Origin of the sequence: Nocardia nova NBRC 15556 (assembly GCF_001613005.1) — a bacterium.
GTDB classification, from domain to species: Bacteria; Actinomycetota; Actinomycetes; order Mycobacteriales; family Mycobacteriaceae; genus Nocardia; species Nocardia nova.
The window spans coordinates 61,593-87,777 of sequence record NZ_BDBN01000034.1 but is presented as its reverse complement, the minus strand read 5'-3'; the positions used below and the strand labels follow the sequence as shown (position 1 = coordinate 87,777).

General features: G+C 69.8%; 24 protein-coding genes. 21 read left to right on the top strand and 3 right to left on the bottom strand.

Annotated elements, in window-relative coordinates:
- Positions 1-16: 16 nt before the first annotated feature.
- Positions 17-328, top strand: a complete 312-nt coding sequence (locus NN2_RS15125) for a hypothetical protein (RefSeq protein WP_156511339.1) — start codon at positions 17-19, stop codon at positions 326-328.
- 25 nt (positions 329-353) lie between these two features.
- On the opposite strand, the gene NN2_RS15120 is transcribed toward NN2_RS15125, so the two are convergent.
- The gene (locus NN2_RS15120) at positions 354-1,097 is read right to left on the bottom strand and encodes a patatin-like phospholipase family protein (protein ID WP_063014150.1); all 744 of its coding nucleotides are present in this window, start codon (positions 1,095-1,097) and stop codon (positions 354-356) included.
- 284 nt (positions 1,098-1,381) lie between these two features.
- On the opposite strand from NN2_RS15120, the gene NN2_RS15115 reads away from it, so the two are divergent.
- The 17 genes from NN2_RS15115 (at position 1,382) to NN2_RS15040 (ending at position 16,676) form a co-directional block, all read left to right on the top strand.
- Positions 1,382-1,759 carry a hydrogenase maturation nickel metallochaperone HypA/HybF gene (locus tag NN2_RS15115; RefSeq protein WP_063014148.1) on the top strand — a complete coding sequence of 126 codons (378 nt, stop codon included), beginning with the start codon at positions 1,382-1,384 and terminating at the stop codon, positions 1,757-1,759.
- Positions 1,714-2,652 (top strand): hydrogenase nickel incorporation protein HypB, encoded by a 939-nt coding sequence (gene hypB / locus NN2_RS15110; RefSeq protein ID WP_063014146.1) that lies wholly within the window; start codon positions 1,714-1,716, stop codon positions 2,650-2,652. Before NN2_RS15115 ends, hypB begins: the two co-directional genes overlap by 46 nt.
- Before the next feature lie 82 nt (positions 2,653-2,734).
- Positions 2,735-3,790, top strand: a complete 1,056-nt coding sequence (locus tag NN2_RS15105) for an NADH-quinone oxidoreductase subunit B family protein (RefSeq protein WP_063014144.1) — start codon at positions 2,735-2,737, stop codon at positions 3,788-3,790.
- Between the two features lie 12 nt (positions 3,791-3,802).
- Entirely contained in the window at positions 3,803-5,599 is a 1,797-nt protein-coding gene (locus NN2_RS15100) for a nickel-dependent hydrogenase large subunit (RefSeq protein WP_063014142.1), read from the top strand.
- 33 nt (positions 5,600-5,632) lie between these two features.
- Positions 5,633-6,532 (top strand): NifU family protein, encoded by a 900-nt coding sequence (locus NN2_RS15095; RefSeq protein ID WP_082857000.1) that lies wholly within the window; start codon positions 5,633-5,635, stop codon positions 6,530-6,532.
- Positions 6,529-7,170, top strand: coding sequence for a DUF5947 family protein (locus NN2_RS15090; protein ID WP_063014138.1), 642 nt, complete (start codon positions 6,529-6,531; stop codon positions 7,168-7,170). Before NN2_RS15095 ends, NN2_RS15090 begins: the two co-directional genes overlap by 4 nt.
- Positions 7,167-7,814 (top strand): DUF6084 family protein, encoded by a 648-nt coding sequence (locus NN2_RS15085; RefSeq protein WP_063014136.1) that lies wholly within the window; start codon positions 7,167-7,169, stop codon positions 7,812-7,814. The genes NN2_RS15090 and NN2_RS15085 overlap by 4 nt, the downstream gene beginning before the upstream one ends.
- Positions 7,811-9,100, top strand: a complete 1,290-nt coding sequence (locus tag NN2_RS15080) for a hypothetical protein (protein ID WP_063014134.1) — start codon at positions 7,811-7,813, stop codon at positions 9,098-9,100. The genes NN2_RS15085 and NN2_RS15080 overlap by 4 nt, the downstream gene beginning before the upstream one ends.
- Positions 9,101-9,126: 26 nt before the next feature.
- Complete coding sequence (locus tag NN2_RS39200; protein ID WP_372453225.1) at positions 9,127-9,246, top strand: DUF6893 family small protein; 120 nt, start codon at positions 9,127-9,129, stop codon at positions 9,244-9,246.
- Positions 9,243-9,719 carry a hydrogenase maturation protease gene (locus NN2_RS15075; RefSeq protein WP_063014132.1) on the top strand — a complete coding sequence of 159 codons (477 nt, stop codon included), beginning with the start codon at positions 9,243-9,245 and terminating at the stop codon, positions 9,717-9,719. Before NN2_RS39200 ends, NN2_RS15075 begins: the two co-directional genes overlap by 4 nt.
- A gap of 2 nt (positions 9,720-9,721) precedes the next feature.
- On the top strand, positions 9,722-9,961 hold the full coding sequence (locus tag NN2_RS15070) for a HypC/HybG/HupF family hydrogenase formation chaperone (RefSeq protein ID WP_063014200.1): 240 nt from the start codon (positions 9,722-9,724) through the stop codon (positions 9,959-9,961).
- Entirely contained in the window at positions 9,958-12,255 is a 2,298-nt protein-coding gene (gene hypF, locus NN2_RS15065) for a carbamoyltransferase HypF (RefSeq protein WP_063014130.1), read from the top strand. The genes NN2_RS15070 and hypF overlap by 4 nt, the downstream gene beginning before the upstream one ends.
- Before the next feature lie 20 nt (positions 12,256-12,275).
- A complete protein-coding gene (locus tag NN2_RS15060; protein ID WP_063014128.1) occupies positions 12,276-12,611 on the top strand; it encodes a HypC/HybG/HupF family hydrogenase formation chaperone in 336 nt (111 codons plus the stop codon).
- Positions 12,608-13,720 carry a hydrogenase formation protein HypD gene (hypD, locus tag NN2_RS15055; protein ID WP_063014126.1) on the top strand — a complete coding sequence of 371 codons (1,113 nt, stop codon included), beginning with the start codon at positions 12,608-12,610 and terminating at the stop codon, positions 13,718-13,720. The genes NN2_RS15060 and hypD overlap by 4 nt, the downstream gene beginning before the upstream one ends.
- A complete protein-coding gene (hypE, locus tag NN2_RS15050; RefSeq protein WP_063014124.1) occupies positions 13,713-14,798 on the top strand; it encodes a hydrogenase expression/formation protein HypE in 1,086 nt (361 codons plus the stop codon). Before hypD ends, hypE begins: the two co-directional genes overlap by 8 nt.
- A gap of 31 nt (positions 14,799-14,829) precedes the next feature.
- Entirely contained in the window at positions 14,830-15,921 is a 1,092-nt protein-coding gene (gene nicT, locus NN2_RS15045; RefSeq protein WP_218022027.1) for a Nickel transporter NicT, read from the top strand.
- Complete coding sequence (locus tag NN2_RS15040; RefSeq protein WP_063014122.1) at positions 15,918-16,676, top strand: DUF6390 family protein; 759 nt, start codon at positions 15,918-15,920, stop codon at positions 16,674-16,676. The genes nicT and NN2_RS15040 overlap by 4 nt, the downstream gene beginning before the upstream one ends.
- A gap of 12 nt (positions 16,677-16,688) precedes the next feature.
- On the opposite strand, the gene NN2_RS15035 is transcribed toward NN2_RS15040, so the two are convergent.
- Complete coding sequence (locus NN2_RS15035) at positions 16,689-17,519, bottom strand: YihY/virulence factor BrkB family protein (RefSeq protein ID WP_063014195.1); 831 nt, start codon at positions 17,517-17,519, stop codon at positions 16,689-16,691.
- Between the two features lie 327 nt (positions 17,520-17,846).
- Between NN2_RS15035 and NN2_RS15030 the strand changes: the two genes are divergently transcribed.
- The gene (locus NN2_RS15030) at positions 17,847-18,287 is read left to right on the top strand and encodes a Dabb family protein (protein WP_063014120.1); all 441 of its coding nucleotides are present in this window, start codon (positions 17,847-17,849) and stop codon (positions 18,285-18,287) included.
- Between the two features lie 12 nt (positions 18,288-18,299).
- Here NN2_RS15030 and NN2_RS15025 read toward each other — a convergent pair whose 3' ends face one another.
- On the bottom strand, positions 18,300-20,234 hold the full coding sequence (locus tag NN2_RS15025; protein ID WP_218402631.1) for a serine/threonine-protein kinase: 1,935 nt from the start codon (positions 20,232-20,234) through the stop codon (positions 18,300-18,302).
- A 274-nt stretch (positions 20,235-20,508) separates the two neighbouring features.
- Between NN2_RS15025 and NN2_RS15020 the strand changes: the two genes are divergently transcribed.
- Both NN2_RS15020 and NN2_RS15015 read left to right on the top strand, forming a co-directional pair.
- The gene (locus tag NN2_RS15020) at positions 20,509-21,450 is read left to right on the top strand and encodes a pentapeptide repeat-containing protein (RefSeq protein WP_082856999.1); all 942 of its coding nucleotides are present in this window, start codon (positions 20,509-20,511) and stop codon (positions 21,448-21,450) included.
- A gap of 118 nt (positions 21,451-21,568) precedes the next feature.
- The gene (locus NN2_RS15015) at positions 21,569-26,182 is read left to right on the top strand and encodes a cation-translocating P-type ATPase (protein ID WP_063014116.1); all 4,614 of its coding nucleotides are present in this window, start codon (positions 21,569-21,571) and stop codon (positions 26,180-26,182) included.
- Positions 26,183-26,185 lie beyond the last annotated feature (3 nt).

Here is a 26,185-nt window from a genome sequence, read left to right as displayed (position 1 = left end):
CGACGATGATCGGTTCATGATCAGGCCGAGAGTGATCGTCAGCCGGGTGATGGAGGCAGGGCTCGTGGTCGTGGGGCTGGCCGTGTTGTGGGTCGGCGCTCCGAACGCCGGGCTCCTGATCTGGGACGTGCTGACAGCCGTCTACGTCGGATCTGGGCGGTGCGGCTGTGGCGGCACCGGCGCGAGGAGGACCCCGAGGAATGGCTCGTCGAAGTGCAGGGCACATCGCGACATCCGCGCACAAGTGCTGGTGCATTCGGTGCTCGGATTCTTCTACAACGCCGCGGTCATCGGTGTCGCGGTCGGCGTGGTGACCGGCGGGCGGTGACCAGCCCGACCGCACATGCGTCGGGCTATGGCGCGGGCCAGATCTCACGTAGGCGTGCGGTGGCGACCGCGCTCTGGCGCAGGCCCGCCTCGTAGGCGGGCCGGAGTGCGGCCGGATCGAAGACGTCCGCCCCGGTGGCGGCTGTGGCTTGGGCGTCGGGGGACAGGGAAACCGTTGTGGCCGAGGCGAGTTCGTGGTCGGTCTCGGCTCGGGGGTAGAGGTGGGCGCCCGGTTCGAGGATCACGATCGTCTCGGCGCCGGCCGCGAGGTCGGCGTTGATCGGGGAGCGCACGCCGCCGTCGGCGTAGCGGCCGCCGTCGATCGGGATCGGCGGGAACACTCCCGGCACCGCCGTGCTCGCCGCGACCGCCTCCGCCACGGACGCCGCATCGGTTCGGGCCCACGCCCGCAGCTCTCCGGACTCGGCATCGACCGAGGTGATGATCAGATCGCGGTTCGGCCAGTGCGGCATCGCCAGCAGGGCGTCCATTCGCGCCACGTGTTCGGCGGCGTCGGCAGGGACGGCCGGGGCGGGTTCCTGCCCCGGCCCGGGCGGGGTGAGCAAGCGGGCGACGTCGCCGCCCTCGGCGAGTACCGCGGCGACGACCGCGCCGGCCGAGGTGCCGACGATGCGGTCCGCTCGCGCGAGGTCGATCCCGGCTTCCCGCAGGCCGACCAGCAGCCCGACCGTCCACACGGTGCCGACCGATCCACCTCCGCCCAGCACGAGCGCGGACCGAAAACCGTTGGGCTGCAGAGCGGAAGTCACGCGTCGAGCCTACCGGCGACCCGCGGGGTGGTGCTCCCACAGCCGGGGCCCGGTGTCGGCACACGGGCCACGGTGTGACGTCCGCAGCAGGTGAGCGCGGAAGGGCCGGACCGCAGCGGGTAGACGTATCCCTGGGACCGCCGAAGGGGGCGGCGCCGAGTGATCGCCGGGGGCAGCCGGGACGAGCGGATCTCCTGGTAAGCGGGTTGTGCGGGAAAGTTGCCGGAGTACGCTGAGTGGGTCGGCCTGCGATGAATCGGCGCATCGATGAATCGAGAGAACTCATGCACGAGCTGGCAATCGCGCAGGGGATCGTGAGCGGCGCGTGTGAACACGCTGCCGGGCGGCGGGTGCACCGCGTGACCGTCGCGATCGGGATGCTCTGCGCGGTGGTTCCGGATTCCCTGCACTTCTGTTTCGGCCTCGCGGCCGAAGGGACCCTCGCCGAGGGCGCCGAACTCGTGATCGAGGAAGTTCCGGGCCGGGCGCGCTGCCGCACCTGCGGCGCCGAATTCGCTCTGCCCGATTTGATCCCGCTGTGCGCGTGCGGCAGCGCCGACGTCGACATCCGCGCCGGGCGGGAGCTGCGAATCCGCTCCATGGAGGTGAGTGACACATGTGCGCAACCTGCGGATGCGGCGGCGACGACACCCAGGCGGTGATCACCGGCCCGCACGAGCACGAACATCCGCACGACGGCGATCACGGCCACGACCACTCCCACGATGCCGGTCACGGCCACGACCACTCGCACGACGGCGGTCACGGCCACGATCACCCGCACGACGGCAGCCACCCGCACGAGCACGGTCCCCGCCGAGGCGACGGGCACGATCGCGATTCCCGGCACGAGGAGGGCGGTCCGCCGACCGCGACGGTGACTCTGGAACAGAAGGTGCTGGCCAAGAACGACCAACTGGCACAAGAGAATCGGCGCTGGCTGGCCGAGCGGGACATCCTCGCGCTGAACCTCACCAGCTCACCGGGCGCGGGCAAGACGACGCTGCTCGAACGCACCATTCGGGAATGCCCGGGCATGCCGATCGCCGTCGTCGAGGGCGATCAGGAGACGCTGCTGGACGCGCGTCGGATCGAGTCCACCGGCTGCCCCGTGGTGCAGATCAACACCGGCGCCGGCTGTCATCTCGACGCGCAGATGACCCGCGGCGCGCTCGACTCGCTGGCCCCGGCGCGCGGCAGCGTGGTCTTGATCGAGAACGTCGGCAATCTGGTGTGCCCGGCGCTGTTCGACCTCGGCGAGCACGCGAAGGTCGTGATCGTCTCGGTGACCGAGGGGACCGACAAGCCGCTGAAATATCCGCATATGTTCGCCGCGGCCGGGCTCGTGCTGATCAACAAGATCGACCTGCTGCCCTATGTCGACTTCGATCTCGCCGCCTGTACGCGCTACATCCACACGATCAACTCCGGGGTGCCGGTCCTCGCGATATCGGCGACCAGCGGAGAGGGCCTCGACGACTGGTACGGCTGGCTGGCCGGGCAACGCCCGTCCGCGGTCGGCGCACCCATTGAGGTTCATATGTCACGCGACTAACATCTGTGTGGTCTGTATCACAGATTGAGACGGCTTCGAGCCGGATCGGCCAGCCCCCGCCCGGCTCGGGAAGGCGGCATTCATGCCAACCCAGGAAGCAGTTCGGGCCGAAGAGACGCTGATACACGTCCTGTGGATCAACGCGGGCCTCAGTTGTGACGGTGATTCGGTGGCGTTGACTGCCGCCACCCAGCCCAGTGTCGAGGAAATCGCTCTCGGAGCGCTTCCCGGCCTGCCCAAGATCGCCGTACATTGGCCGCTGATCGATTTCGAATGCGGTCCGAACGGGGGAGCCGACGACTTCCTCGAATGGTTCTTCAAGGCCGACCGCGGCGAACTCGAACCCTTCGTTCTGGTGGTCGAAGGCTCGATACCGAACGAACAATTGCACGGCGACGGCTATTGGTGCGGTTTCGGCAACAACCCGGAGACCAACCAGCCGATGACAACCAGTGAATGGCTCGACCGGCTGGCGCCCAAGGCCACCGCGGTGGTGGCGGTCGGCACCTGCGCCACCTACGGCGGCATTCACGCGATGGCCGGTAATCCCACCGGAGCGATGGGAGTTCCGGACTATCTCGGCTGGCAGTGGAAGTCCAAAGCCGATATCCCGATCGTCTGCGTGCCGGGTTGCCCGATCCAGCCGGACAACCTGTCCGAAACACTGACCTATCTGCTGTACATGGCCACCGGCCAGGCGCCGATGATTCCGCTCGACGAGGCGCTGCGCCCGAAGTGGTTGTTCGGGGCGACCGTGCACGAGGGCTGCGATCGCGCGGGATATTACGAGCAGGGTGATTTCGCCGAGGAGTACGGCTCGCCGAAGTGCATCGTGAAATTGGGGTGCTGGGGCCCGGTCGTGAAATGCAATGTGCCCAAACGCGGCTGGCTCAACGGCGTCGGCGGATGCCCGAACGTCGGCGGCATCTGCATCGGCTGCACCATGCCGGGATTCCCGGACAAATTCATGCCGTTCATGGACGAACCACCCGGCGGGAAACTCTCGTCCTCCGCATCGGGGCTGTACGGATCGGTGATCCGCAGTCTGCGTCACATCACCGGCCGCACGGTCGACAAGGAGCCGCACTGGCGGCACAAGGGGGAGAAACTCGATACGGGCGCGACTCGCACCTGGTAGGAGGATCTCGCGATGACACAGATCATCCCGGAGGCGTCGCACAAGAAGATCGAGCCGGAGTCGCTCGTCGAAATGGCGTGGGACCCGATCACCCGTATCGTCGGCAGCCTCGGTATCTACACGAAGATCGATTTCGAGAATCGCGAAGTGGTCGAATGTCACAGCACGTCGTCCATCTTCCGCGGCTATTCGATATTCATGCGCGGCAAGGATCCGCGCGATGCGCACTTCATCACCAGTCGCATCTGCGGAATCTGCGGTGACAATCACGCCACCTGTTCGTGCTATTGCCAGAACATGGCCTATGGCGTGAAGCCGCCGCATCTGGGCGAGTGGATCGTCAATCTCGGCGAGGCCGCGGAATACATGTTCGACCACAACATCTTCCAGGAGAATCTGGTCGGGGTGGACTTCTGCGAAAAGATGGTGGCCGAAACCAATCCGAGCGTTCTCGACGCCGCTCGAAAGGCCGAGGCGCCGCACGCCGCGATGCACGGCTATCGCACCATCGGCGACATCATGGAAGCGCTCAATCCCTTCACCGGTGAGTTCTACCGCGAGGCGCTGCAGGTGAGCCGGTATACGCGAGAGATGTTCTGCCTCATGGAAGGCCGGCACGTGCATCCCTCGACGCTGTATCCCGGCGGCGTCGGCACGGTCGCGACCGTCCAGCTGATGACCGACTACATGTCGCGGCTGATGCGCTACGTCGAATTCATGAAGAAGGTCGTGCCGATGCACGACGACCTGTTCGACTTCTTCTACACGGCGGTGCCCGGATACGAGCGGGTCGGGCTGCGGCGCACCCTGCTGGGATGCTGGGGCTCGTTCCAGGATCCGGAGGTCTGCAACTTCGAGTACAAGGATATGGAGGACTGGGGCCGGCGGATGTTCGTGACGCCGGGGGTGGTGGTGGACGGCAAACTCGTCACCACCTCGCTGGTCGACATCAACCTCGGACTCCGAATCCTTTTGGGCAGTTCGTATTACGACGACTGGACCGATCAGGATATGTTCGTGAAGACCGATCCGCTGGGCAATCCGGTGGACCGGCGCCATCCGTGGAATCAGCACACCAACCCGAAGCCGCAGAAACGCGACCTCGAGGACAAGTACAGCTGGGTGATGTCACCGCGCTGGTTCGACGGCAAGGACCATCTGGCCCTCGACACCGGCGGCGGCCCGCTGGCCCGATTGTGGTCGACGGCGCTGGCCGGGCTGGTCGACATCGGCTACGTGCGCTCGACCGGGCACAGCGTGCAGATCAACCTGCCCAAGACCGCCTTGAAGGGGCCGGTGGAACTCGAATGGAAGATTCCGGAGTACGGGAGCAACACCATCGAGCGCGATCGCGCCCGCACCTACTTCCAGGCCTACGCGGCGGCATGCGCACTGCATTTCGCCGAGCAGGCGCTCGCGGAGATCCGGGCCGGGCGGACCAAGACGTGGGAGCACTTCGACGTGCCCGCCGAGGGGATCGGCTGCGGTTTCACCGAGGCCGTGCGCGGGGTGCTGTCGCATCACATGGTGATCCGCGACGGCAAGATCGCGAACTACCACCCCTATCCGCCGACGCCGTGGAATGCCAGCCCGCGCGACAGCTTCGGCACGCCAGGTCCCTACGAGGACGCGGTGCAGGGACAGCCGATCTTCGAGGAGAACGACCGCGAGCACTTCAAGGGCATCGACATCATGCGCACCGTGCGCAGCTTCGATCCCTGCCTGCCCTGCGGCGTGCACATGTATCTCGGGAAGGGCACGACCCTGGACCTGGTGCATTCACCGGCACAGATATCGACCGTCGGATAGCGGGAGATCCGGTCCCGGCGGCAGGAGGAGGCGATATCCACGCGTCCTGACGGTGAGTCCGCTGCGACGGTCGGCGACGACCGGTGGCGCAGCGCGGGCGATCGCATCGAGACCCTGCTCGATGCCAGTTCCGCGGGCGGTGCGGCGGCTCGGGAACGGGCCGAGGCGCTCGTCGGCGAGGTGGTCGACCTGTACGGCGCCGGTCTGCGGCGCATCCTCGCTGTCCTGGACGAGGGCACGGTGCAGCGTCTGCTCGACGACGACCTGATCGCCAGTCTGCTGCTGGTGCACGGCCTGCATCCGCACGACGTGGCGACCCGGGTCGCCGGCGCGCTGGACAGTGTGCGGCCGTATCTGGGATCGCACGGCGGCGACGTGCGATTGCTCGAGGTCACCGCGGAGGCGGTGGTGCGGCTGGAGCTGACCGGAAGCTGCCGCAGTTGCCCGTCGTCCTCGGTGACACTGGAACTGGCGGTGGAGGACGCCGTGCGCGCGGCCGCCCCGGAGATCACCGCGATCGAGGTGGTCACCGCCGAGGCGGGCGCCGACGCCGCGGTGATCGCCCCGGAGACGCTGTTCGCGCACGTGCGATCCGGCGGAAACTGGATCGGCGCACCGGAATTGGCCGAGCTGGCCGCCGGTGAGGTCGGCGGATTCGCGCTGGCCGGGCTGAGCGTGCTCGCCTGCCGAGTCGGCGACGAGATCTACGTCTACCGCGATCACTGCCCGAACTGCGATCGGACGCTGGCCGGTGCGGTGCTGCACCGCGGGGTCCGCGGCGATCCGGTGCTGCGCTGCCCCGGTTGCCGCGCCCACTTCGACGTCGTGCACGGCGGCGCCCGGCTCGACGGGGCCGGACATCTCGAGCCGCTGCCGGTGCTGGTGCGTGACGGCGAACTGTCGGTGGCGATTCCGGTGGGGGTGGGCGGATGAATCCGACCGTGCGCGCCCTGCGCCGCCTCGCGGCCGAACGCCCGCCGGCGCCGGTCGCGGGGGAGCGGTGCGAGATGTGCGCGGAACCCGTCGGCGCGGACCATCCGCACGTCGTCGACACCGAAAGCCGGCGCATGTTGTGCGTGTGCCGGGGCTGCTCTCTGCTGTTCACCGATCAAGGTGCGGCCCTGCGCTACCGGGCGGTCCCGCGGCGATACGTCTCGTTCCCGGATTTCCGGATGACCCTGCCGGAGTGGGACGGCCTCGAGATCCCTGTGGGCCTTGCCTTCTTCTTCCACAGTTCGTCGGCCGGGCGCACCGTCGCGTTCTATCCGGGACCGGCCGGTGCCACCGAATCCGAACTGCCCCTGGACAATTGGACCGCCTTCATGGAGCGGCATCCGGAATTCGGCGATCTCGCCGACGATGTCGAGGCGCTGCTGATCCAGGTCCCCGACGGTGACGCGCCCGCACGCTGCCTGCTGCTGCCGATCGACGCCTGCTACGAGTTCGTCGGCCGGATCCGCCTGCTGTGGCGCGGTTTCGACGGCGGTGCGGACGTGCGCGACTACGTGGCGCGATTCTTCGCCGAGACGACGGCGCGGGCCCGGGCCTTCGATCCGGGGGAGGCGCCGTGAGCCCCGCCTACGCCACCACCTTCGCGGTGCTCGGGCTGAAGCCCGAACCGTACGCGGTCACTCCGATCCTGTCCGCGCGGATCGGAATCGCCTCCGTCGGTGCCGAACCCGTCCACGCCATCGCGCTGCGCGCCCAGGTGCGCATCGAGCCGAACCGCCGGAACTACACCGATGCCGAGAGCGCCGGACTGCTGGATCTGTTCGGTCCGCGCGACCGCTGGGACCACACCCAGCGCTCGTTCCTGTGGATGCACTGCGCGACCACGGTTCCCGGCTTCACCGGCGGCGCCGAGGTGGATCTGCCGATGCCGTGCACCTACGACCTCGAGGTCGCCGGATCGAAGTATCTGCACGCGCTGCGTGACGGCGAGGTGCCGCTGCTGTTCCTGTTCAGCGGGACCGTATTCATCCGTGGCAGCAACGGTTTCGCCGTGCAGCAGATCCCGTGGGACCGCGACGACCGCTACCGGATGCCGGTCTCGGTGTGGCGGGAACTGATGGCGGCGCACTTCCCGGCCACCGGTTGGCTGCGGCTGCACGAGGACACCCTGGCCGCGCTCGCGGCCTACAAGGGCGAGCACGGGCTGCTCGGTTTCGACGAGACGGTCGCGCGGTTGCTCGCGAGCGCGCAGGAGTCGGCGTGAGTACCGCGGGATCGAGCCGAGCACGAGCCCGCGCGGTCGCCGACGCGGTGCTCTACGAGGGCTATCTGCTCTACCCGTACCGGGCCGACGCGCGAAAGAACCGCTGCCGCTGGCAATTCGGCGTCCTCGGTCCGGTCGGGGCGCACGCGTCCGGATTGGGCGAGGAGTCCGAACTCGCCGGGCAGATGCCGATAGCCCCGGACGGCGACCCGGTCCTGCGGTTCACACTGCGGTTCCTGCAGCTGCAACATCGCGCCGCCGCGGGCACCAGCCGGCCGGACTGGGACGAGGCCGTCGAACGGGAGATCTCCGTCGGACCGTGCGCCCCGGTCGCCGTGACGGTGCCGTTCGAGGTTCCGGGAGGTCGCGACACCGAACCCCTCGTCGATCCGGCCACCGGGCGCGCGGACGTCGTGCGCACTCGCCGGCCGCTGCGCGGCGAATTCGAGCTGGCCGTCGCCTCCGAGGGCGGATATCCGATCCTCACCGTGACCGTGCGCAATACCGGGGAGCCGGCCACCGACCGTCGCGACGCCCTGGCTCGCTCCATGCTCGGCGCGCACGTGATCGCCGAGGCCGGCGGCGCGGAATTCGTCTCGCTGCTGGAACCGCCGCCGGAGGCCGAGGCCGCCGTGGCGCGGTGCGTCCAGCATCGCTGCTTCCCGGTACTGGCCGGACCGCCCGGCGACCGCAGCCTGATGCTGATTTCGCCCATCATCCTCTACGACCATCCCGAAATCGCCGAGCAGAGCCAGGAATCGCTCTACGACGCCACCGAGATCGACGAGATCCTCACCCTGCGCGTGATGGCCATGACCGACGAGGAGAAGGCGGCCGCGCGGGCCACCGATCCGCGCGCGGCCCGCATCGTCGACAGCTGTGACGCGATGACCGCCGAGCAGATGGCGCGACTGCACGGCGTGCTGCGCGACCCGGGCGCCGGGCAGAACCGGCTGGTGCCGGAAATTCCGCCCGGGACGGACTGGTGGGATCCGGTGGCCGACGGTGCTGTGCGGCCCGATTCGGACGCCGTGCCCATCGCCGGGACGCTGGTGCGCAAGGGGAGCATGGTCCGGCTGCATCCGGCCCGGCGCGCCGACATCCACGACATGTTCTTCGACGGCAGGGACGCACGGGTCACCTCGGTGCACGCCGACGTCGACGGGCGCACCCACGTCGGTGTGGTCATCGCCGACGATCCCGGAGCCGATCTGCACGAATGGTACGGGCGCTACCTGTATTTCGATCCCGACGAACTGGAACCGCTGGACGGACCGGGCGAGTAGCGCGGCCGGAGGAAAGGACGGATGTCATGGAGACGGTGGGAATGGTGGCGACGGGAATCGTCGCGGCGGCGGTCGTCGTCCTGGCGCTGATCGGAATCCGCTCGATTCCGGATATGCGCCGCTATCTGCGAATGCGGCGCATGTGAACAGCCGGGTGCTGGTCGCCGGAATCGGCAACATCTTTCTCGGCGACGACGGATTCGGCCCCGAGGTGGTGCGGCGGATACCGCCGGACCGCGAGGACGGCGTGCGGGTGGTCGACTACGGCATCCGCGGTATGCATCTGGCCTACGACCTGCTCGATCCCTGGGGTGCGCTGGTCCTGGTCGACGCGGTCCCGAATCGGGGCGCGGCGGGCCGCATCGAGGTGATGCGCGCCGAACCGGACCAGGAGGCGCCGGCCGGTCTGGACGCCCACGGGATGGATCCGGCGGCGGTGTTCGCGGGGGTGCGGGCGCTGGGCGGGGTCGTGCCACCCACCGTGGTCGTGGGCTGTCAGGTGCTGTCGACCGATGAGGGGATCGGCCTGTCCGAACCGGTGGCGGCCGCGGTGGACGAGGGCGCCGAGACCGTGGCGCGGGTGGTCGCGCAACTGCGGATGTCGCGAACGGAGGTGTGATCGTGTGCCTCGGAATTCCGGGCCGGGTCGTGGAGATCGTCGACGGCTACGCGGGTCAGCTGGCTCTCGTCGATGTCTCCGGCGCCGAGCGCAAGGTGAATATCGGCCTGCTGGAAGACGATCCGGTGGGACCGGGTGACTGGGTGATCATCCACATGGGCCTCGCGGTCGAGCGCACCGACGAGGCGGGGGCCCGCGAGGCGCTCGCCGGACTGCGACTGCTGAGCCGGGGCGAACCGTGAGTACCGAGGCGGCGCGAGGAGCCGACACCGGGCGCGCTCGGTGCCGGCTGATCGTGCGCGGTGTGGTGCAGGGCGTGGGATTCCGGCCCTTCGTCTACAGCACCGCCGCCGAACTCGCGCTGACCGGCAGTGTCGCCAACGACAGCGACGGGGTGATCGTCGACATCGAGGGAACACCCTGGGCACTGGCCGAATTCACCGATCGGGTGCGCCATCGGCCGCCCCCGCTGGCCGTAGTCGACTCCGTGGAGCGCACCGATCTGCCGGTGCGCGGCGGAACCGGATTCCACATCGCCGGCACGACCCGTGGCAGCGGCCGCACCCTGGCCTCGCCCGATGTGGCGATCTGCGCCGATTGTGCGCGGGAGCTGGCCGATCCCGCCGATCGCCGCTACCGGCATCCGTTCATCACCTGTACCAACTGCGGGCCGAGATTCACCATCATCGCGAGTCTGCCCTACGACCGCGAGCGGACGTCGATGGCCGATTTCGCCATGTGCGAGCGCTGCGCGCGCGAGTATCACGATCCCGCTGATCGCCGCTTCCACGCCCAGCCGATCGCCTGCCCGGACTGCGGGCCCACCCTGCGCTACTCCGGTCCGGGAACCGGTGATCCCGTGGCCGCCGCGCGAAAGACGTTGCGCGAGGGCGGAATCGTGGCGGTCAAGGGGATCGGCGGCTATCACCTCGCCTGCGCCGCCGACGACGAGGATGCGGTGGCGCGGCTGCGCGTGCGTAAACGCCGCGGCGCCAAACCCTTCGCCGTCATGGTCGCCGATCCGGCCGCGGCCCGCACCGTCGCACACGTCGACGCGGCCGCCGCGGCGGTGCTGAGCGGACCCCAGCGCCCGATCGTGCTGCTGCCGCGGCGCGGGCACGTGCTGACGGACGCGGTGGCGCCGGGCCTTCGCGATCTCGGGGTGATGCTGGCCTACACTCCGCTGCACCTGCTGCTGTTCGGACTGCCCGGCGACTCGCCCGGACCACTCGCGCTGGTGATGACCTCGGCCAATCTCGGCGGCGAACCCCTCTGCTACACCGACGAGGACGCCGCGCGGCGGCTGCCGGAACTGGCCGACGCCGTGCTGGACCACGACCGCCGCATCCTCGTGCCCTGCGACGATTCGGTGGTCCGGCTGGTCGACGGCGTCGAACTGCCGATCCGCCGCTCCCGGGGGTACGCGCCGCTGCCGCTGGCGCTGCCGCAGGAGTCGGCGCCCGTCCTCGCGGTCGGCGCGGATGTGAAGAACACCTGCGCGGTCGCCGAGGGCCGGTACGCGTGGTTGAGCCAGCACATCGGCGATATGGACGATCTCGCCACGCTGCGCGCATTCGGCGCCGCCGAACACCATCTGGAGGAACTGACCGGAGTGCACCCGGCGCGGCTGGCGGTCGACGCCCATCCCGGCTACCGCTCCAGCGCCTGGGCGCGACGGGCCGCGGCCGGACGGCCGGTACACACCGTGCAACATCACCACGCCCACATCGCGGCGGTGATGGGGGAGCACGGCCTGCCCGGCTCGTCGACCGTCCTCGGAATGGCCTTCGACGGAACGGGTTTCGGCCCGGACGGGGCGATCTGGGGTGGGGAGGTGCTGGCCGCCGGCTACAAGGGGTTCCGACGCCTGGCGCATCTGGCCTACGTCGCGCTACCGGGTGGTGACGCCAGCGTGCACCGGCCCTACCGGATGGCGCTGGCTCATCTGCACGCCGCCGGCATCCCGTGGGAGGAATCCCTCGCCGCGGTCGCCGCGTGCCCGCCCGCCGAGCGCCGGGTCCTCGCCCATCAACTCCGCACCGGGCTGGGCTGCGTTCCCACCTCGAGTATGGGACGGCTGTTCGACGCGGTGGCGTCGCTGGCGGGCGTGCGCCACGTGGTCGACTACGAGGCCCAGGCCGCCATCGAATTGGAGGCCCGCGCCCGCGACGCGGATCCCGGCCACGGCTACCGATTCGCGCTCGGCGCGGCGGATCCCGACGGCGCCGTGCGAATCGATCCGGCTCCGGTGCTGGCGGCGGTGGTCGCCGACCTCGCGGCGGGAGCCGGTGCGGACCTCGTCGGCGCGCGCTTCCACGTCGCGGTCGCCGAACTCGTGGCCGCCCTGGCGCGCCGGTTCGGCGAACCGGGTGTGCCGGTGGCCCTCTCCGGCGGCGTGTTCCAGAACGCGCTGCTGCTCTCGCTCTCGCGAAAACGGCTGCGGGACGAGGGTTTTCACGTCATCACTCATCACAGAGTGCCACCCAACGACGGCGGCCTGGCATTCGGGCAGCTGCTCGCCGCCGGGGCTCGATGAGCGAAAGGAAGGAACCGATCATGTGCCTGGCAGTCCCGGGGAAGGTGCTCGACCTGTACGAGCGCGACGGCACGCTGATGTCGGTTGTCGACTTCGGCGGTGTCCACAAAGACGTGTGCCTGCAATACATTCCGGATGCCGCGGTCGGCGACTACGTCGTCGTGCACGTCGGATTCGCCATTCAGCGCCTCGACGAGGAGTCGGCGCTGGCCACCCTGGCCGAATTCGAACACCTCGGTGTGCTGAACGAGGAATTCGGCGACGGATTCGCCATCGCCGCCCGGCAGTCCGGCCTTCCCGATCCCACCTCCGGCGCACCGTCGGAGTCCGCCCGCGACGACGAGGTGAACCGATGAAATACCTGGACGAATTCAGCAATCCCGAACTGGCTCAGCGCCTGCTCGAACGCATCCGCGCCGCGACCTCGCGCCGCTGGTCGATCATGGAAGTCTGTGGCGGGCAGACGCATTCGATCATCCGGCACGGCATCGACCAGCTGCTGCCGGACACCATCGAGATGATTCACGGCCCCGGCTGCCCGGTCTGCGTCACACCGCTGGAGGTGATCGACAAGGCGCTCGAGATCGCCGCCCGCCCGGAGGTCATCTTCTGCTCCTTCGGCGACATGCTGCGGGTGCCGGGCAGTTCCAAGGATCTGTTCCGGATCAAGAGCGAGGGCGGCGACGTGCGAGTGGTGTATTCGCCGCTCGACGCGCTCACCCTCGCCAAACAGAATCCCGACCGTCAGGTGGTGTTCTTCGGGATCGGATTCGAGACCACCGCCCCGGCCAACGCCATGACGGTGTATCAGGCCCGGCGGCTGGGCATCGAGAACTTCTCGCTGCTGGTCTCGCACGTGCTGGTCCCGCCGGCGATCGCCGCGATCATGGAATCCCCGGACTGCCGGGTCCAGGCGTTCCTGGCCGCCGGTCACGTGTGCTCGGTGATGGGTATCGGCGAATACCCGCCGCTGGCGCGGAAGTACCGAGTTCCCATGGTGGTCACGGGATTCGAGCCGCTGGATATTCTCGAGGGTATCCGCCGCACGGTGATCCAGCTCGAACAGGGACGCTGCGAGGTCGAGAACGCCTATCCGCGTGCGGTACCCGCCGAGGGCAATCCGGCCGCGAAGGCCATGCTGCAGGACGTCTTCGAGGTCACCGATCGCGGCTGGCGCGGCATCGGCGTCATTCCGCGCAGCGGGTGGCGGCTCTCGCCGCGCTATCGCGACTTCGACGCCGAATACCGATTCAGCGTGGGCGATATCCACACCGCCGAATCGTCGGTCTGCCGCTCGGGAGAGGTGCTGCAGGGGCTGATCAAGCCGACCGATTGCGCGGCGTTCGGCACCCGCTGCACACCGCGTAACCCGCTGGGCGCCACGATGGTGTCCTCCGAGGGCGCCTGCGCCGCCTACTACCTGTATCGCCGCCTGGATCTGCCGGCGGAGGTGGCTCATGCTTGACCACGCCGGAACCTCCACCCCGGCACCGGTATTCGACGCCGACAGCTGGGTGTGCCCGCTGCCGCTGCGGGATTCGCCGACCATCGTGATGGCGCACGGCGGCGGAGGTGCGATGTCGGGCGAGCTGATCGAGCATCTGTTCCTGCCCGCGTTCGGCGCCGCCGCCGACGCCGCGCTCGGGGATGCGGCGGTGGTCGAGGTCGGGGCCGCCAGGCTGGCCTTCTCCACCGATTCGTTCGTGGTGAAACCGCTCGTCTTTCCCGGCGGCACGATCGGCGAGCTGGCGGTCAACGGCACCGTGAACGATCTGGCCATGGCCGGTGCGCAGCCCCTGGTGCTGTCGACGGCGTTCATCCTGGAAGAGGGCACCGACCTGGCCGATATCGCGCGGGTCGCCGAAGCCATGGGCGCCGCCGCCGTCACCGCCGGGGTGAAGCTGGTGACCGGCGATACGAAAGTGGTCGATTCCGGTCACGGAGACGGCATCTTCGTCAACACCGCGGGCATCGGGCTGGTGCCCGCGGGGGTCGACATCCGCCCCGAGCGCGCCCGGCCCGGCGACGTCGTGCTGGTCAGCGGCGATATCGGCGTGCACGGGGTGGCGGTGATGAGTTGCCGCGAGGGCCTGGAATTCGGCACCACCGTGCGCAGTGACACCGCCGCGCTGAACGGTCTGGTGGCCGCGATTCTCGAGACCGGCGCCGATGTGCACATGCTGCGCGACCCCACCCGCGGCGGGGTCGCGGCGACGCTGAACGAGATCGCGAAAGCGGCGCATGTCGGTGTGCGGCTGGACGAACGCGCACTGCCGATTCCGGACGCGGTCCGCGATGCCTGCGGATTGCTGGGACTGGATCCGCTGTACGTGGCCAACGAGGGGAAGGCGATCGCCTTCGTCGCCGCCGAGGACGCGGACCGCGCGCTGGCGGCCATGCGGGCCCATCCGCTGGGCGCGCGGGCCTGCGCGATCGGGGTCTGCGTCGACGAACATCCCGGGATGGTGGTCGCGCGCACCGCCCTCGGCGGTACCCGGGTGGTGGATCTGCCCGCCGGCGAACAGCTTCCGCGGATCTGCTGAGCGTCCGGTGGGGGCGCAGGCGGGAGATACGATGCGGCCGTCGGTGACGATATCGCCCGCCCGGAGGTGGGCACGGGACCGGCGCGGCCGGCGCCGCGACGTGATCGGCATGGCCGTGACCGTGGCCGCGCTGCACGTCGCGGGGTGGGGGCTGCTGGCCGCCCTGGTCGTTCCGGGCCACTATGCGGTCGGCAACGTGGTGTTCGGCGCCGGATTGGGCGTGACCGCCTACACGCTGGGGATGCGGCACGCCTTCGACGTCGACCATATCGCCGCCATCGACAACACCACCCGCAAGCTGGTGGGCGAGCGCAGACAACCGCTGTCGGTCGGATTCTGGTTCTCGCTGGGACATTCCACCGTCGTCTTCGTCATGGTCGGTGCGCTGGCACTGGGCGCTCGGGCACTGGCATCCGGTGTCGAGGACGACGGTTCCGGCCTGCGGCGCTGGACCGGTACCTTCGGCAGCGGCGTCTCGGGAACCTTCCTGTTGCTCATCGGCCTGCTGAACCTGGTGTCGCTCATCGGAATCGGACGAGCACTGCGCCGGGGCGAGGGCGACGAGCGAGACCTCGACTCCCGGCTGCACGCCCGTGGGGCCCTGAACCGGGTGCTGGATCCGCTGGTCCGCGCGGTTCGCAGGCCGGGGCAGATGTATCCGATCGGAGTGCTGTTCGGGCTGGGATTCGACACGGTCACCGAGGTGAGTCTGCTGGTGCTCGCCGGTGGCGCGGCGGCCGACACCGACCTGCCCTGGTACGCGATCGTCGTTCTGCCGCTGCTGTTCTCGGCCGGGATGACACTGTTCGACTCGCTGGACGGGGCGTGTATGAACGCCGCCTACGGCTGGGCCTGCGTCGCGCCGGCACGCAAGATCTACTACAACCTGCTGGTGACCGGGCTGTCGGTCGCGGTGGCCCTGCTGATCGGCGCCCAGGAGATCGTCTCCGTGGTCACCGGCGCACTGGGCATCACCTCCGGCCCACTGGCCTGGATCGGCGGTCTCGATCTGGGAGCGATGGGTTTCGTCGTGGTGGCGCTGTTCCTCGCGACTTGGCTGCTGGCGCTGATCCTGTGGCGGCGCGGGCAATCCCCGCGTGCGGCCCGTGAGGGCCCGACATGAGCGGGCCGCAGATGTTCGCGCGGTACGCCTACGCGCCGAACGCGCTGGGCTACTGCGGCCCGGCCGACGCCCCCGCGCTGGCCGGCGGGACCGATGCCGAGATCCGGGCCGTGGCACGGCGCTTCTCCGGAGCCTGGCCGTATCTGCGGGTGCTGTCGTCGATGACCGGGATCGGCGATCCGCTCGACCCGCGACTGGTCGAATCCTATTGGCTCGGTGGGGGAGTCGGCGCCGGCATCGACCGGGCGGAATTCCTGTCGGAGCTGTTGTCGGTGATCGGACCGATCGCCGGGGGGTACTGGCGTCATCTGGGCCCGGAGCTGGCTCCGGAAAGCGCGCCCAACCACAACTTCCACGTGTTCGGCATCTATCCGTGGACCCGTCTGCTCGACCGGGGTCCCGCGGACCTGCCGCTGCGCGTGCTCGACAACTGCCGGATCAGCTGGGCGCGGGTGTGCGCGCGAGACGCCACCACCGCGACGGTTTCCGTGCGCCGGCTGCGCTGGAGCCATTCCCAGCTGTCGCTCTCGGCAGCGTCGCCGCGCCGCATCGAGCTTGCCGGCGCGGGCATCGATGCCGCCGATGTCGAGGTGGGCGATCATCTCGCGCTGCACTGGGACCACATCTGCGGCCGGCTCGACCCCACCCGGGTCGAGCGGCTCGAGGCCGCGACGGCCTGGCAACTGGCGGCCACCAACCGCCGGCTCGACCCGCACTCCGCGCCACCGGCCGCCGGGCGGTCGCGAGCCTCGTGACCGCGATGCCGATCACGGCCCGGGGTGCTCGCGCAACATTCGCTGCCGGGTGATCTGGGCGTCGACGACCGCGCCGAGCAGAATCGCGAAGTTGGTGAGCCACAACCACATCAGCAGGACGATCGCCGCGGTCAGTGACCCGTACACGCGATTGAGCGAGTCGAAATGCGCGGCGTACAGGGCCAGTCCGGCCGACCCCGCGATCCAGATGCCCACGGCGATCACGCTTCCGGAGGTGAGCCAGCGCAACCGCTGGCCCTCGGTATTCGGAGCGACCCAATACAGCAGCGCCAGTGCCACACTCACCAGCAGGGCCAGCAGCGGCCACTTCACGATCGACCAGACGAGCAGGCCCGCCGAACCCATTCCGATCCGGTTGCCGGCGTGTTCGGCGAGGCCCGGAGTGATGGCGAAGCCGAGCACGGTGACGACCACGGCGACCACCAGCACCAGACCCAGCGCGAAGCGCAGTGGCAGTGTGCGCCACAGGGATCGGCTCTCCCGCACTCCGTAGAGGGCGTTGGCCGCCCGGATGAACGCCCCCAGGTAGGTCGATACGGTCCAGAACGCCGACAACAGGCCCACGACCGCCATCGGACCGGACAGCGATTTGACCGACTGCAGATGATGAATCGACTCGGCGATCAGTGAGGTGCCGCCGCCGGGCCCCAGCCGCCCGGCCGCGCCCGCGAGCGAGTCGGCGGGGGCGGGTCCGGCGATGCTCAGCACCACGATGGCGATCAGCAGGGCCGGAAACAGCGACAACATGCTGTAGTACGTCAATGCCGCCGCCCAATCGGACAATTCGTCCGACCACGCCGCCCGCACGGTACGCAGGAGCACCCTGACCTCGGCCCGGCGAAACACCCGGTACCGAAGCGCGGGCTCCGATCCGACCGCCACAGTCGCTACCTCCCAGCAGTTTTCGATCCGCGCACAGTCGGATCGCCGGCGCCTGGTTTCGGAATACCACTACCGCATCCCGCCACGCACCGCTGCCCGCGATTGCGGGTTCACGCGGCGTCGGCGCGCGATGTCGTTGGGGGCGCGTGGGTCCCGGTGGCCGGGATCGAGGGTGGGTGTGTCGTGGGTCACGAACGATGCTGAGGCGCCGGCCCGCCCGCGGCCTCCGGCGGAGAGGATCTGCCCGGCAGCGTCGGCGGGCTCGGGATGACCTGGGACGTGACCTGTGCCGATCTCGGCGCAGCCTGGCCGGGGCGGCCCGCCGACGCCGACGCCGTGGCACTGACCCGCCTCGCCGGCGCGCGAGTCGCGTGGTCCGGGAAGCGAATCAAACGCACCCTGCTGCTCCGGGTGCGTCCCGAAACCGCGCCGGCCGTGGTGAGTCGTTTCGAAGCCGACCTGGCCGCGCTGCCCGGACACATCGCGGCCATCGGGTCGTGGACTCTCAGTCGCGCCGATCACCCGCGGTGGACGCATGCCTGGGAGCAGGAATTCGCCGACCTCGACGGACTCAACGGCGACTACCTGCTCCACCCGTACCACTGGACCTGCGTCGATCGGTGGTTCGACCCGGAGATGCCCGGCGCGATCGTCGATCCGGCCATCGCTCACCTGTACCGCTGGGCCGACGGACCGCTGCTGTCCTGACGCGGCGCTCGCCTATTCCGCGTCGGTGGTGGATGCGGCCGCGACGCGTTCGAGTGCCCGCAGGTCCTTCTCGATGACCTCGTAGCACACGTAGGCGAGGATGAAGCCGATGATGCCGCCGACGCATAGGATGCGGATCGCCCAGATGATGGATTCGATATCCGGCGCCGGCAGGAACGTGATGCCCGTGACGCCCACCAGCGGTACGGCCGCGGCCGCGGTGAGGTAGATGCCGGTACGGCGGGCGAGCCGGCGCAGGTGTTCGACGTCGGCGGCGGCGGACCGTCCGTGGGCCAGGAAGAGCGGGTACAGGAACCGCACCACGTACCAGGTGATCGCGAAGTACGGGTAGGCCAGGGCGACCGCACCGCAGACGACCAGGGACAGCAGGAAATGCGTGTAGGTGCCGCGCGGCACGCCGCCGGCGACGAGATTCAGCATCACCGGAAATATCACGCCACCGGCGAACCAGAACACGAAAGCGATGGCGGCCACCCGGTTGCCGAGCCGCAGCGCATCGATGCGAGCGCTCGTGAGAACGGCCTCGGGATAGTCACGCCCGTTGTGCAGTCCGATGGACACCTCGATGAGATGGCGCGCGATGTAGAGGATCAGGAGTGTGGCCGCCACGATGGCCAGCGGATACAGCACCTGGGCCACATCGTGGAAGGACCGCTGGATCTCGGGCGTGAGTTTGCTGACGATCAGCGTCCTATTGTAGTAGTAGTTGTACCACGCGGCGGCAAGATTGGGCACGGCGATCGCGATCGCCAGAATCGGTATCGGCCACAGCGGCCCGCGCGGCCGATGGCTGTCCGGCGGCGCGTCGACGAGCTCCCGGGCCCGCGGGTCGAGGCAGAGCTCGAATTGCTGGGCCAGCTCCGCGCCGTTGGCCCAGCGATCGGTGCGCCGCGGCGCCAGGCAGGTCAGCAGCACGCGGCGCAGTGAGGCCGGGCAGTCGGCGGGGAGGTCGTCGAGGAATTGCGGCGCGATCGGGCGGCGCCGCATGTCGAGGAGCTGTTCGACCGAGTCCTGTGAATCCTTCGCCGCGGTCGGCGGAAACGGGCGGCGCCCGGTCAGCAACTCCCACAGCATGACGCCCAGAGCGTAGATATCGCTGCGCGTGTCGAGGTCGTCCACCGTGCCGGACAGTTGCGGGTGGCTCGCCTCGAGATGTTCGGGAGACATGTAGGCCAGCGATCCGCCGAAGTACGCCACCGGACTACTGCCCGCGACGTGGTCGCTGAAGCTGATGTTGAAGTCGGCCAGTTTGGGTGCGGCGTCGGCGGAGAGCAGGACGTTGGCCGGTTTGATATCGCGGTGCAGCACACCGCGTCTTTCGGCGTAGTCGAGGGCTTCGGCGAGCCGGCGGCCGAGCCAGGCGACGGTTTCCGGCCAGGACAGGGCCGCGATCTCGTCCCGCGCGCGGCTGCTCGAGGTGGGGATCTCGCCTTTGTCCGCCAATGCCTCGTCGACCGCGTCCAGCAGCAGCCGCCCGCTGCGTCGCTCCGGCGCGGTCGCGCGGACCCGCGTCAGCACCGCGGCCAGCGTGCCACCCGGAACGTATTGCATGTACAGCAGCTTCAGCCCCCGGTCCGGCAGCACCCGCTGGTCGTACACCCGGACGATGGATTCGTGATCCAGCTGAGCCAGGGTCTGGGGTTCGGTGCCGTGGTCCGCGGAGATCTTCACCGCCACCAGTCGCTGCAGCGACCGCTGCCGGGCCAGGAAGACCTGGGCGAACGCGCCGCGGCCGAGCTCGAGCAGCAGATCGAAATCGTCGATCCGGTCGCCGGGCTCGAGATCGGCGGCGGGGGACGGGTGCGGCCGCGGCCTGGTCGCGCCGGGGGACTGCTCGTCCGCGGTGGGTTGCGGCGCAGTATCCACCGCCCGATCGGCCGACGGGTCGAAGGCGGCGGTGGCATCGCCTTCCGGTCGAGCGCCCATGTGCTGGTCACTCCGGGATGAGACATCGAGACATGGCGAATTTTATCGCGCTCCGGGCTGCGAATCGGCCGGTCTCGAATGAGGTGGCAAGACGGTTATCCGACAGCGATTTCCGTCCGCCACGAGCGTCCCGATCCCGCGCAGGTCGACCGGCGCGCCGTAGCCGGTCGATTACTTTTCGGTGACGATTGTCATGGCGGATGTCGAGCGGTTATACCGTCGTTACAGCGAGTGAAGAGCTTTTCTGGGCGTTGCAGGCGTTTAGGAGGTTCGAATGGTAGTGCTCGTACAACGCCGGCCGGCACCGGTGGCCGCGGCGGCGAATCTATTGCTCGACAGCGACGCGACTTCGGTGAATTCTTTTCGGCGCAAGCGTTTTCGGTGGCCGTGGCAACTGGCCGACATGTTCGTGTCGGCGGCGGCGCAACTCTATGTCGGTGAGGGCAAAGCGCAGATCTCCGCCGTGCGCACGCTGGCCGAGATCGCGGACGCGTCCGCGGCCACACCGCGCCAGCAATGCGTGGACGTGCTCTGCGGTTATCTCCGACTGCCCCGTGCGGCCGGCCGGCTCGGCGGATACGACCGGACGGTGCGGCGGACCATCACGTCCGTCATCGCCGACCACCTCCGCCGCGGCGCGCGGCGCAGCTGGTCGCGCGCCACCTTCGATTTCCGCAATGCGCGAATCGAGGATGCCGATTTCACCGGTGCGGTTTTCGGCGGCTCCGCGAATTTCGAACGCGCGAACCTGACGGGCATCACTCGATTCGACGGCGCGACATTCTCCGCCGACACCCATTTCCAGGCGGCGACCTTCGATACCGTGTGGTTCCGGGAGGCGGTGTTCACCGATCGCGCCAAATTTTTCGGCGCCCGATTCGAGCGGGCCCGATTCGACGGAACCACCTTCCGCGGCAGCGCCCAATTTCCACTGGCGATCTTCTCCGGCGACGCCCGATTCCACCGGGCGGCTTTCCACGGCGGGGCGTATTTCGACAGCGCGCAGTTCCGTGGCCATGCTGACTTCGGTGCGGCCGGCTTCACCGGGCCGGCCCGGTTCGACGGTGCCGCGTTCACCATCGACAGCTCTTTCGAACGCGCCCGATTCCTCGACCCGATGCCCGCGGAGCAGCCATCGGCCGAAGCGGACCCGTCGTTCACCGCACCGGCGCCGCACGGCCCCGCCCACCGGATACCGGTCGCCGCATGCCTGTAGCCGCACCGCGTCGGCGGTGGAAACAATCAGCCCCGCTCAGGCTGCCGATATCGCGGTTGGCTTCCCCGATCCTGGGTAGTAGCTCGGACGACGGTACTCGTACGGGCTGGGAGGTCCGGTGTTTCAGGCGTTGATCGGTGTGGTGTCAGGAGCCGGCCGGACCGGGACGGCTCTCATCGGCGGCCCGGCGCGGCTGCCCGTGCGTGCGGTGGCGGCGGCGCAGACCGCGCTGCGGCTGACCGAGGTGGCCGACGATATCGCGACGCAGCTGCAGCGCGACGTGCGGTCGCTGCTGAACCCGGCGCTGCGCCGGGACGGCAGACGGATCGCCGCCGTCGAGGATCGCGTGCTCGTGGAGGTGCGCGGCCTGCGTTCGGAGCGCAGCGAGCGAGTCGCGGAGGCCGTGCACCGGAGGGTTGGCTCGCTGCCGGGTGTGCGCTGGACGCGGGTGAACGCGGTGACCGGGGATGTGGTCGCCGCGGTTCGCGACGATGATGTGGTGCCCGGCCTGCTGGAGGCGATCGCCGCGGCCGAGGAGGACGCCGACGTCGCCGATACCGTCTGGGATCCGAGCGCGGAACATCCCGCCGATCTGGAACCCGTTGTGTCGGCGGCGATTTCACTGGCCGGTGATCTGATCTCGGCCGGTGTCACCTTCGTCGGAGCGGCCATTCCCGGGCGCAACGGCGTGGAGACGGTGCAGTCGCTGGTCGCGCTGGCGGACTCGCAGCCGCGCATCCGGCGGCTGTTGGAACAACGTCTCGGCCGGGCCCGCACCGATCTGCTGCTGACCACCGCCAACGCGCTGGCGCAGGCCGCCGGTGACAGCCCCGCGAACGTCCTGGTCGATGCGGTGCACCGAGCGCTGGCCGTCACCGAACACGGTGTGCGCCATGCCCGTTGGCGCTTGTGGGAGGTCGAGCACGGCCACCGACGGGCCCGCGATATCTTGCACTCCCCGCCACACCGGGAGCGTCCGGTGGTACTGCCGCCCGGCCCGGTCGAGCGGTGCGCGGACGAGGCGTCGGCCGCCGCGGCCGCCGGAGCCGCCGCCGTCGCCGCCGGGCAGGGCCTGTCCTCGGTCGGCCGCGCCCTGTCGATCGCCGCGCCGAAGGCCGCGCGGGCGAGCCGGGAGAGTTTCGCGGCGGCGGTGTCGTCACTGCTGGCCGCTTCCGGCGTGCTGACGATGGATCCGTCGGTGTGGCGGCGGCTGGATCGGCTGAGCGCCTTGGTGATCGACGGCGCCGTGCTGTACGGAGGCGGCCGCCTGGTACTCGATGTCGAAACCGCTGCCGGCACCGGCGAAACCGCACCGGAAGATGCCGAGAAGTCCGACTGGACCACGGCCCGGGTATGGAACGCCGCTCAGCGACTGTTGTGGTCGAGCCCCGGCGCGGCCGGAGCTGCGCCGCCGGATACCGGCGGCCTTCGGCTGCGACCGGATCCGGACCGCAACCGCACCGACTCGATTCCCGGCTGGTACGACGTCTGCGACGGAACGGACGTGGTGGGCCGGGTCTTGATCGGCCGCGAACTCGACCCCCGCGCGCGGACGCTGATGCTCACCGCCCGGGCCTCGGGCCTGAAGGTGGTGGTTCGCGGACAACGCGACGCGGTCGAATTACGGCCCCTGGCAGACGAATTCGTCGAGCGGGTGGGGCAGGCGGCGGAGTTGGTGCGGCGCTTGCAGTCCGACGGACATGTGGTGGCGCTGGTCGCCACCGACGCCGCCGAGGATCTGAACTGCGCGGATGTGGCCATCGGCGTGAGCCGGATCAGCGCCGGCGAGGTCGAGGCGATGCCGTGGGCGGCGGATGTGGTCTGCGGCGATCTCGATCAGGTGATGCGCGTGCTGTTGACGGTGGCTCCCGCCCGGCAGGTCAGCGAGCGCGGTCGCGTCCTCGCGCTCTCGGCGTGTTCGCTCGCGGGTCTGCTGCTGGCCGCGGGCCGCTCCCGCGACGCGTGGCCGGTGACCGCGGCGCAGGCCAGCGGGCTGATGCAGGGTATGTGGGTGGGCGTGCAGGCCGCGCGCGGCCGGCTCCCGGAATCGGGCGCACCGCTGGTTCCCTGGCACAGTCTCGAACCCGACGAAGTGTTGACGCGGCTGCCGGAACCCGAACGCGACGAGCTACCTCCCGCGCGGTCGTGGACCGCACCGCTCACCCGCATTCCCGCGCACCTGTCTCCGGCGACGCGTTTTCTCGCCACCGTGCGCCGCGAGCTGGCCGATCCGCTCACCCCCATTCTCGGTGTCGGCGCCGCGGCCTCGGCCGTACTGGGCTCACCCGGCGACGCCGCACTGGTGGCCGGCGTGGTGGCGGTCAACGCGGTGGTGTCGGCCTTGCAGCGGCAACGCGCCGAGAACGCGCTGCGCGACCTGATCGCGCACGAGCGCATCACCGGGCGCCGCGTCGATCGCGCCGCGCTCGACCACGATCCCGAGCCGCCGAGCGAATCGGTGCCCGGGACGGCGCTGGCGGTCGGCGACGTGATCGCACTGCGCACCGGCGATGTCGTTCCGGCGGATGCACGGCTGCTGCGAGCCGAGGACCTGGAGGTCGACGAATCGGCGCTGACCGGGGAATCGGTCACGGTGCCCAAGGACAGCCCCGCCACTCCCGGAGCGGACCTCAACCAGCGGCGCTGCATGGTGTACGAGGCCAGCACGATCGTCAACGGCGCCGCGGTGGCGGTGGTCGTCGCGGTCGGGTGCGATACCGAAACCAACCGCGCCGCCGCCGTCGCCGTGCCGCCTCGCCTGGGCGGAGTGCAGGCGCAGCTGCGTGCGCTCAGCGATCAGGCGCTGCCGCTGACACTCGGCGGCGGTTCCCTGGTCACGGCGCTGGGATGGTTGCGGGGACAGCGTATTCGCGCGGCCATCGCCGACGGGGTCGCGGTCGCGACGGCCGCCGTGCCGGAAGGACTTCCGCTCGTCGCCACGGTGGCGCAGCTGGCCGTCGCCCGGCGCCTGTCGCGTCACGGCCTGCTGGTTCGGGCCAGCCGGACGGTGGAGGCCCTGGGCCGGGTGAACACCATCTGCTTCGACAAGACCGGAACGCTCACCTTCGGCCGCCTGCGGCTGACCACCCTGGCCGACCTCGATCATCAGTGGTCGCCGGAGGACGACGACCCGCGTGCCCGCCTGTTGCTGCGGGCCGCGGCCCACGCCTGCCCCGATCCTGCCGAGGGCCCGATCGTGCACGCCACCGATCAGGCGGTGCTCGACGCCGCCGAGCAGCTCGACTCGGACGAACGCTGGGACACGATCGAGGAACTGCCCTTCGAATCGAATCGCGGATACGCCGCGACGCTGGGGCAGACGCGGCGGCGGCGCTGGCGGCTGATCGTGAAGGGGGCCCCGGAAATCGTGCTCGCCCGCTGCACCGCGATCCGGACCCGGCACGAGGGTGACGATCGCGACGAACCGATGTCCGCCGCCCATCGCCGCGCCGCCGACCGCATGATCAATCGCATGGCCGAGCGCGGGCTGCGGGTGCTGGTCGTCGCCCGGCGGGATCTGTCCGCGGCACCGGGTGATGTGGTGAGCGCGGTCGAGAAACTCACCCTGCTCGGCTTCATCGGGCTCGCCGACACCGCGCGTCCGCAGGCGCGTCCGCTCGTCGGCGCGTTGCAGCGCAACGACATTCGCGTGCGGATGATCACCGGCGACCATCCCGTCACCGCCTCCGCCATCGCCGCCGATCTCGGCATCGACGCCGAGCCGGTGGTGACGGGGAGCGATCTGGCCGATCTCGACGATGCCGCCCAGTCGGAGCTCATCGCGCGCAGCAGTGTCTTCGCCCGCGTCAGCCCGCAGCAGAAGGTTCGCATCGTCACCACCCTGCAGCGACGCGGCGAGGTGGTCGCCATGGCCGGGGACGGCGGCAACGACGCGGCCGCGATCCGCACCGCCGACGTCGGCATCGGACTCACCGCGCAGGGGTCGACCGCCGCCCGCAATGCCGCCGATCTGGTGCTGACCGATCCCGACCCGCTGGTGCTGCTGCATGCGCTGATCGAGGGCCGCGGCATGTGGCGGCGCGTCAGCGATGCGGTCGGCATCCTGGTCGGCGGCAACGCCGGTGAGGTCGCGTTCACGGTCCTCGGCACCGCGCTCGCGGGCCGGGCACCGTTGGGCACCAGGCAATTCCTGCTGGTCAACATGCTCACCGACATGTTCCCGGCGATGGCCGTCGCACTGTCGACCGAGCGGTCCGGCGACGAGGAGCCGACCGGCCACCAGGAGCGCGCCGATCTGCTCGCCGAACAGCTCGCCTCCCGGCCGCGCACCGATATCGCGGCGGATCTGCGTCGCACGATCGTGATCCGCGGCTCCACCACCGCGGCCGCCTCCACCGTGGCGTGGTCGATCGCCCGCTGGACCGGTACCGAGCGCCGGGCGGCGACCGTCGCCCTGGTCGCGCTGGTGGGCACACAGCTCGGGCAGACCGTTCTGGCCGCGCGTCACAGCCCGCAGGTGTGGCTCACCGCGGCCGGTAGTGCGGCCTTCCTGGGCACGGTCGTCATGACACCCGGACTGTCGACGTATTTCGGTTGCCGTCCCCTCGGGCCGGTGGGCTGGGCCACCGCGCTCACCTCGGCGGCGACCGCGACCGCCGCCGGCGCCCTGCTGCCCTCCCGCCGGCCGGCCGAGCCGGACCAGCCCACTGTCATGCCGGAACCGCAGGAATCCGTCCTCGAGGCCGAAAGTGTTGTGGTGCCGGCGAATTGATAC

What these genes read in the sequence shown, in the direction of transcription:
- NN2_RS15020 (WP_082856999.1), top strand. Translation starts at nt 20,509, where the DNA reads ATGGTAGTGCTCGTACAACGCCGGCCGGCACCGGTGGCCGCGGCGGCG.
- NN2_RS15040 (WP_063014122.1), top strand. Translation starts at nt 15,918, where the DNA reads ATGAGCGGGCCGCAGATGTTCGCGCGGTACGCCTACGCGCCGAACGCG.
- hypD (WP_063014126.1), top strand. Translation starts at nt 12,608, where the DNA reads ATGAAATACCTGGACGAATTCAGCAATCCCGAACTGGCTCAGCGCCTG.
- NN2_RS15025 (WP_218402631.1), bottom strand. Translation starts at nt 20,234, where the DNA reads ATGGGCGCTCGACCGGAAGGCGATGCCACCGCCGCCTTCGACCCGTCG.
- NN2_RS15125 (WP_156511339.1), top strand. Translation starts at nt 17, where the DNA reads ATGATCAGGCCGAGAGTGATCGTCAGCCGGGTGATGGAGGCAGGGCTC.
- NN2_RS15115 (WP_063014148.1), top strand. Translation starts at nt 1,382, where the DNA reads ATGCACGAGCTGGCAATCGCGCAGGGGATCGTGAGCGGCGCGTGTGAA.
- NN2_RS39200 (WP_372453225.1), top strand. Translation starts at nt 9,127, where the DNA reads ATGGAGACGGTGGGAATGGTGGCGACGGGAATCGTCGCGGCGGCGGTC.
- NN2_RS15030 (WP_063014120.1), top strand. Translation starts at nt 17,847, where the DNA reads ATGACCTGGGACGTGACCTGTGCCGATCTCGGCGCAGCCTGGCCGGGG.
- nicT (WP_218022027.1), top strand. Translation starts at nt 14,830, where the DNA reads ATGCGGCCGTCGGTGACGATATCGCCCGCCCGGAGGTGGGCACGGGAC.
- NN2_RS15105 (WP_063014144.1), top strand. Translation starts at nt 2,735, where the DNA reads ATGCCAACCCAGGAAGCAGTTCGGGCCGAAGAGACGCTGATACACGTC.
- NN2_RS15100 (WP_063014142.1), top strand. Translation starts at nt 3,803, where the DNA reads ATGACACAGATCATCCCGGAGGCGTCGCACAAGAAGATCGAGCCGGAG.
- hypE (WP_063014124.1), top strand. Translation starts at nt 13,713, where the DNA reads ATGCTTGACCACGCCGGAACCTCCACCCCGGCACCGGTATTCGACGCC.
- NN2_RS15090 (WP_063014138.1), top strand. Translation starts at nt 6,529, where the DNA reads ATGAATCCGACCGTGCGCGCCCTGCGCCGCCTCGCGGCCGAACGCCCG.
- hypB (WP_063014146.1), top strand. Translation starts at nt 1,714, where the DNA reads ATGTGCGCAACCTGCGGATGCGGCGGCGACGACACCCAGGCGGTGATC.
- NN2_RS15060 (WP_063014128.1), top strand. Translation starts at nt 12,276, where the DNA reads ATGTGCCTGGCAGTCCCGGGGAAGGTGCTCGACCTGTACGAGCGCGAC.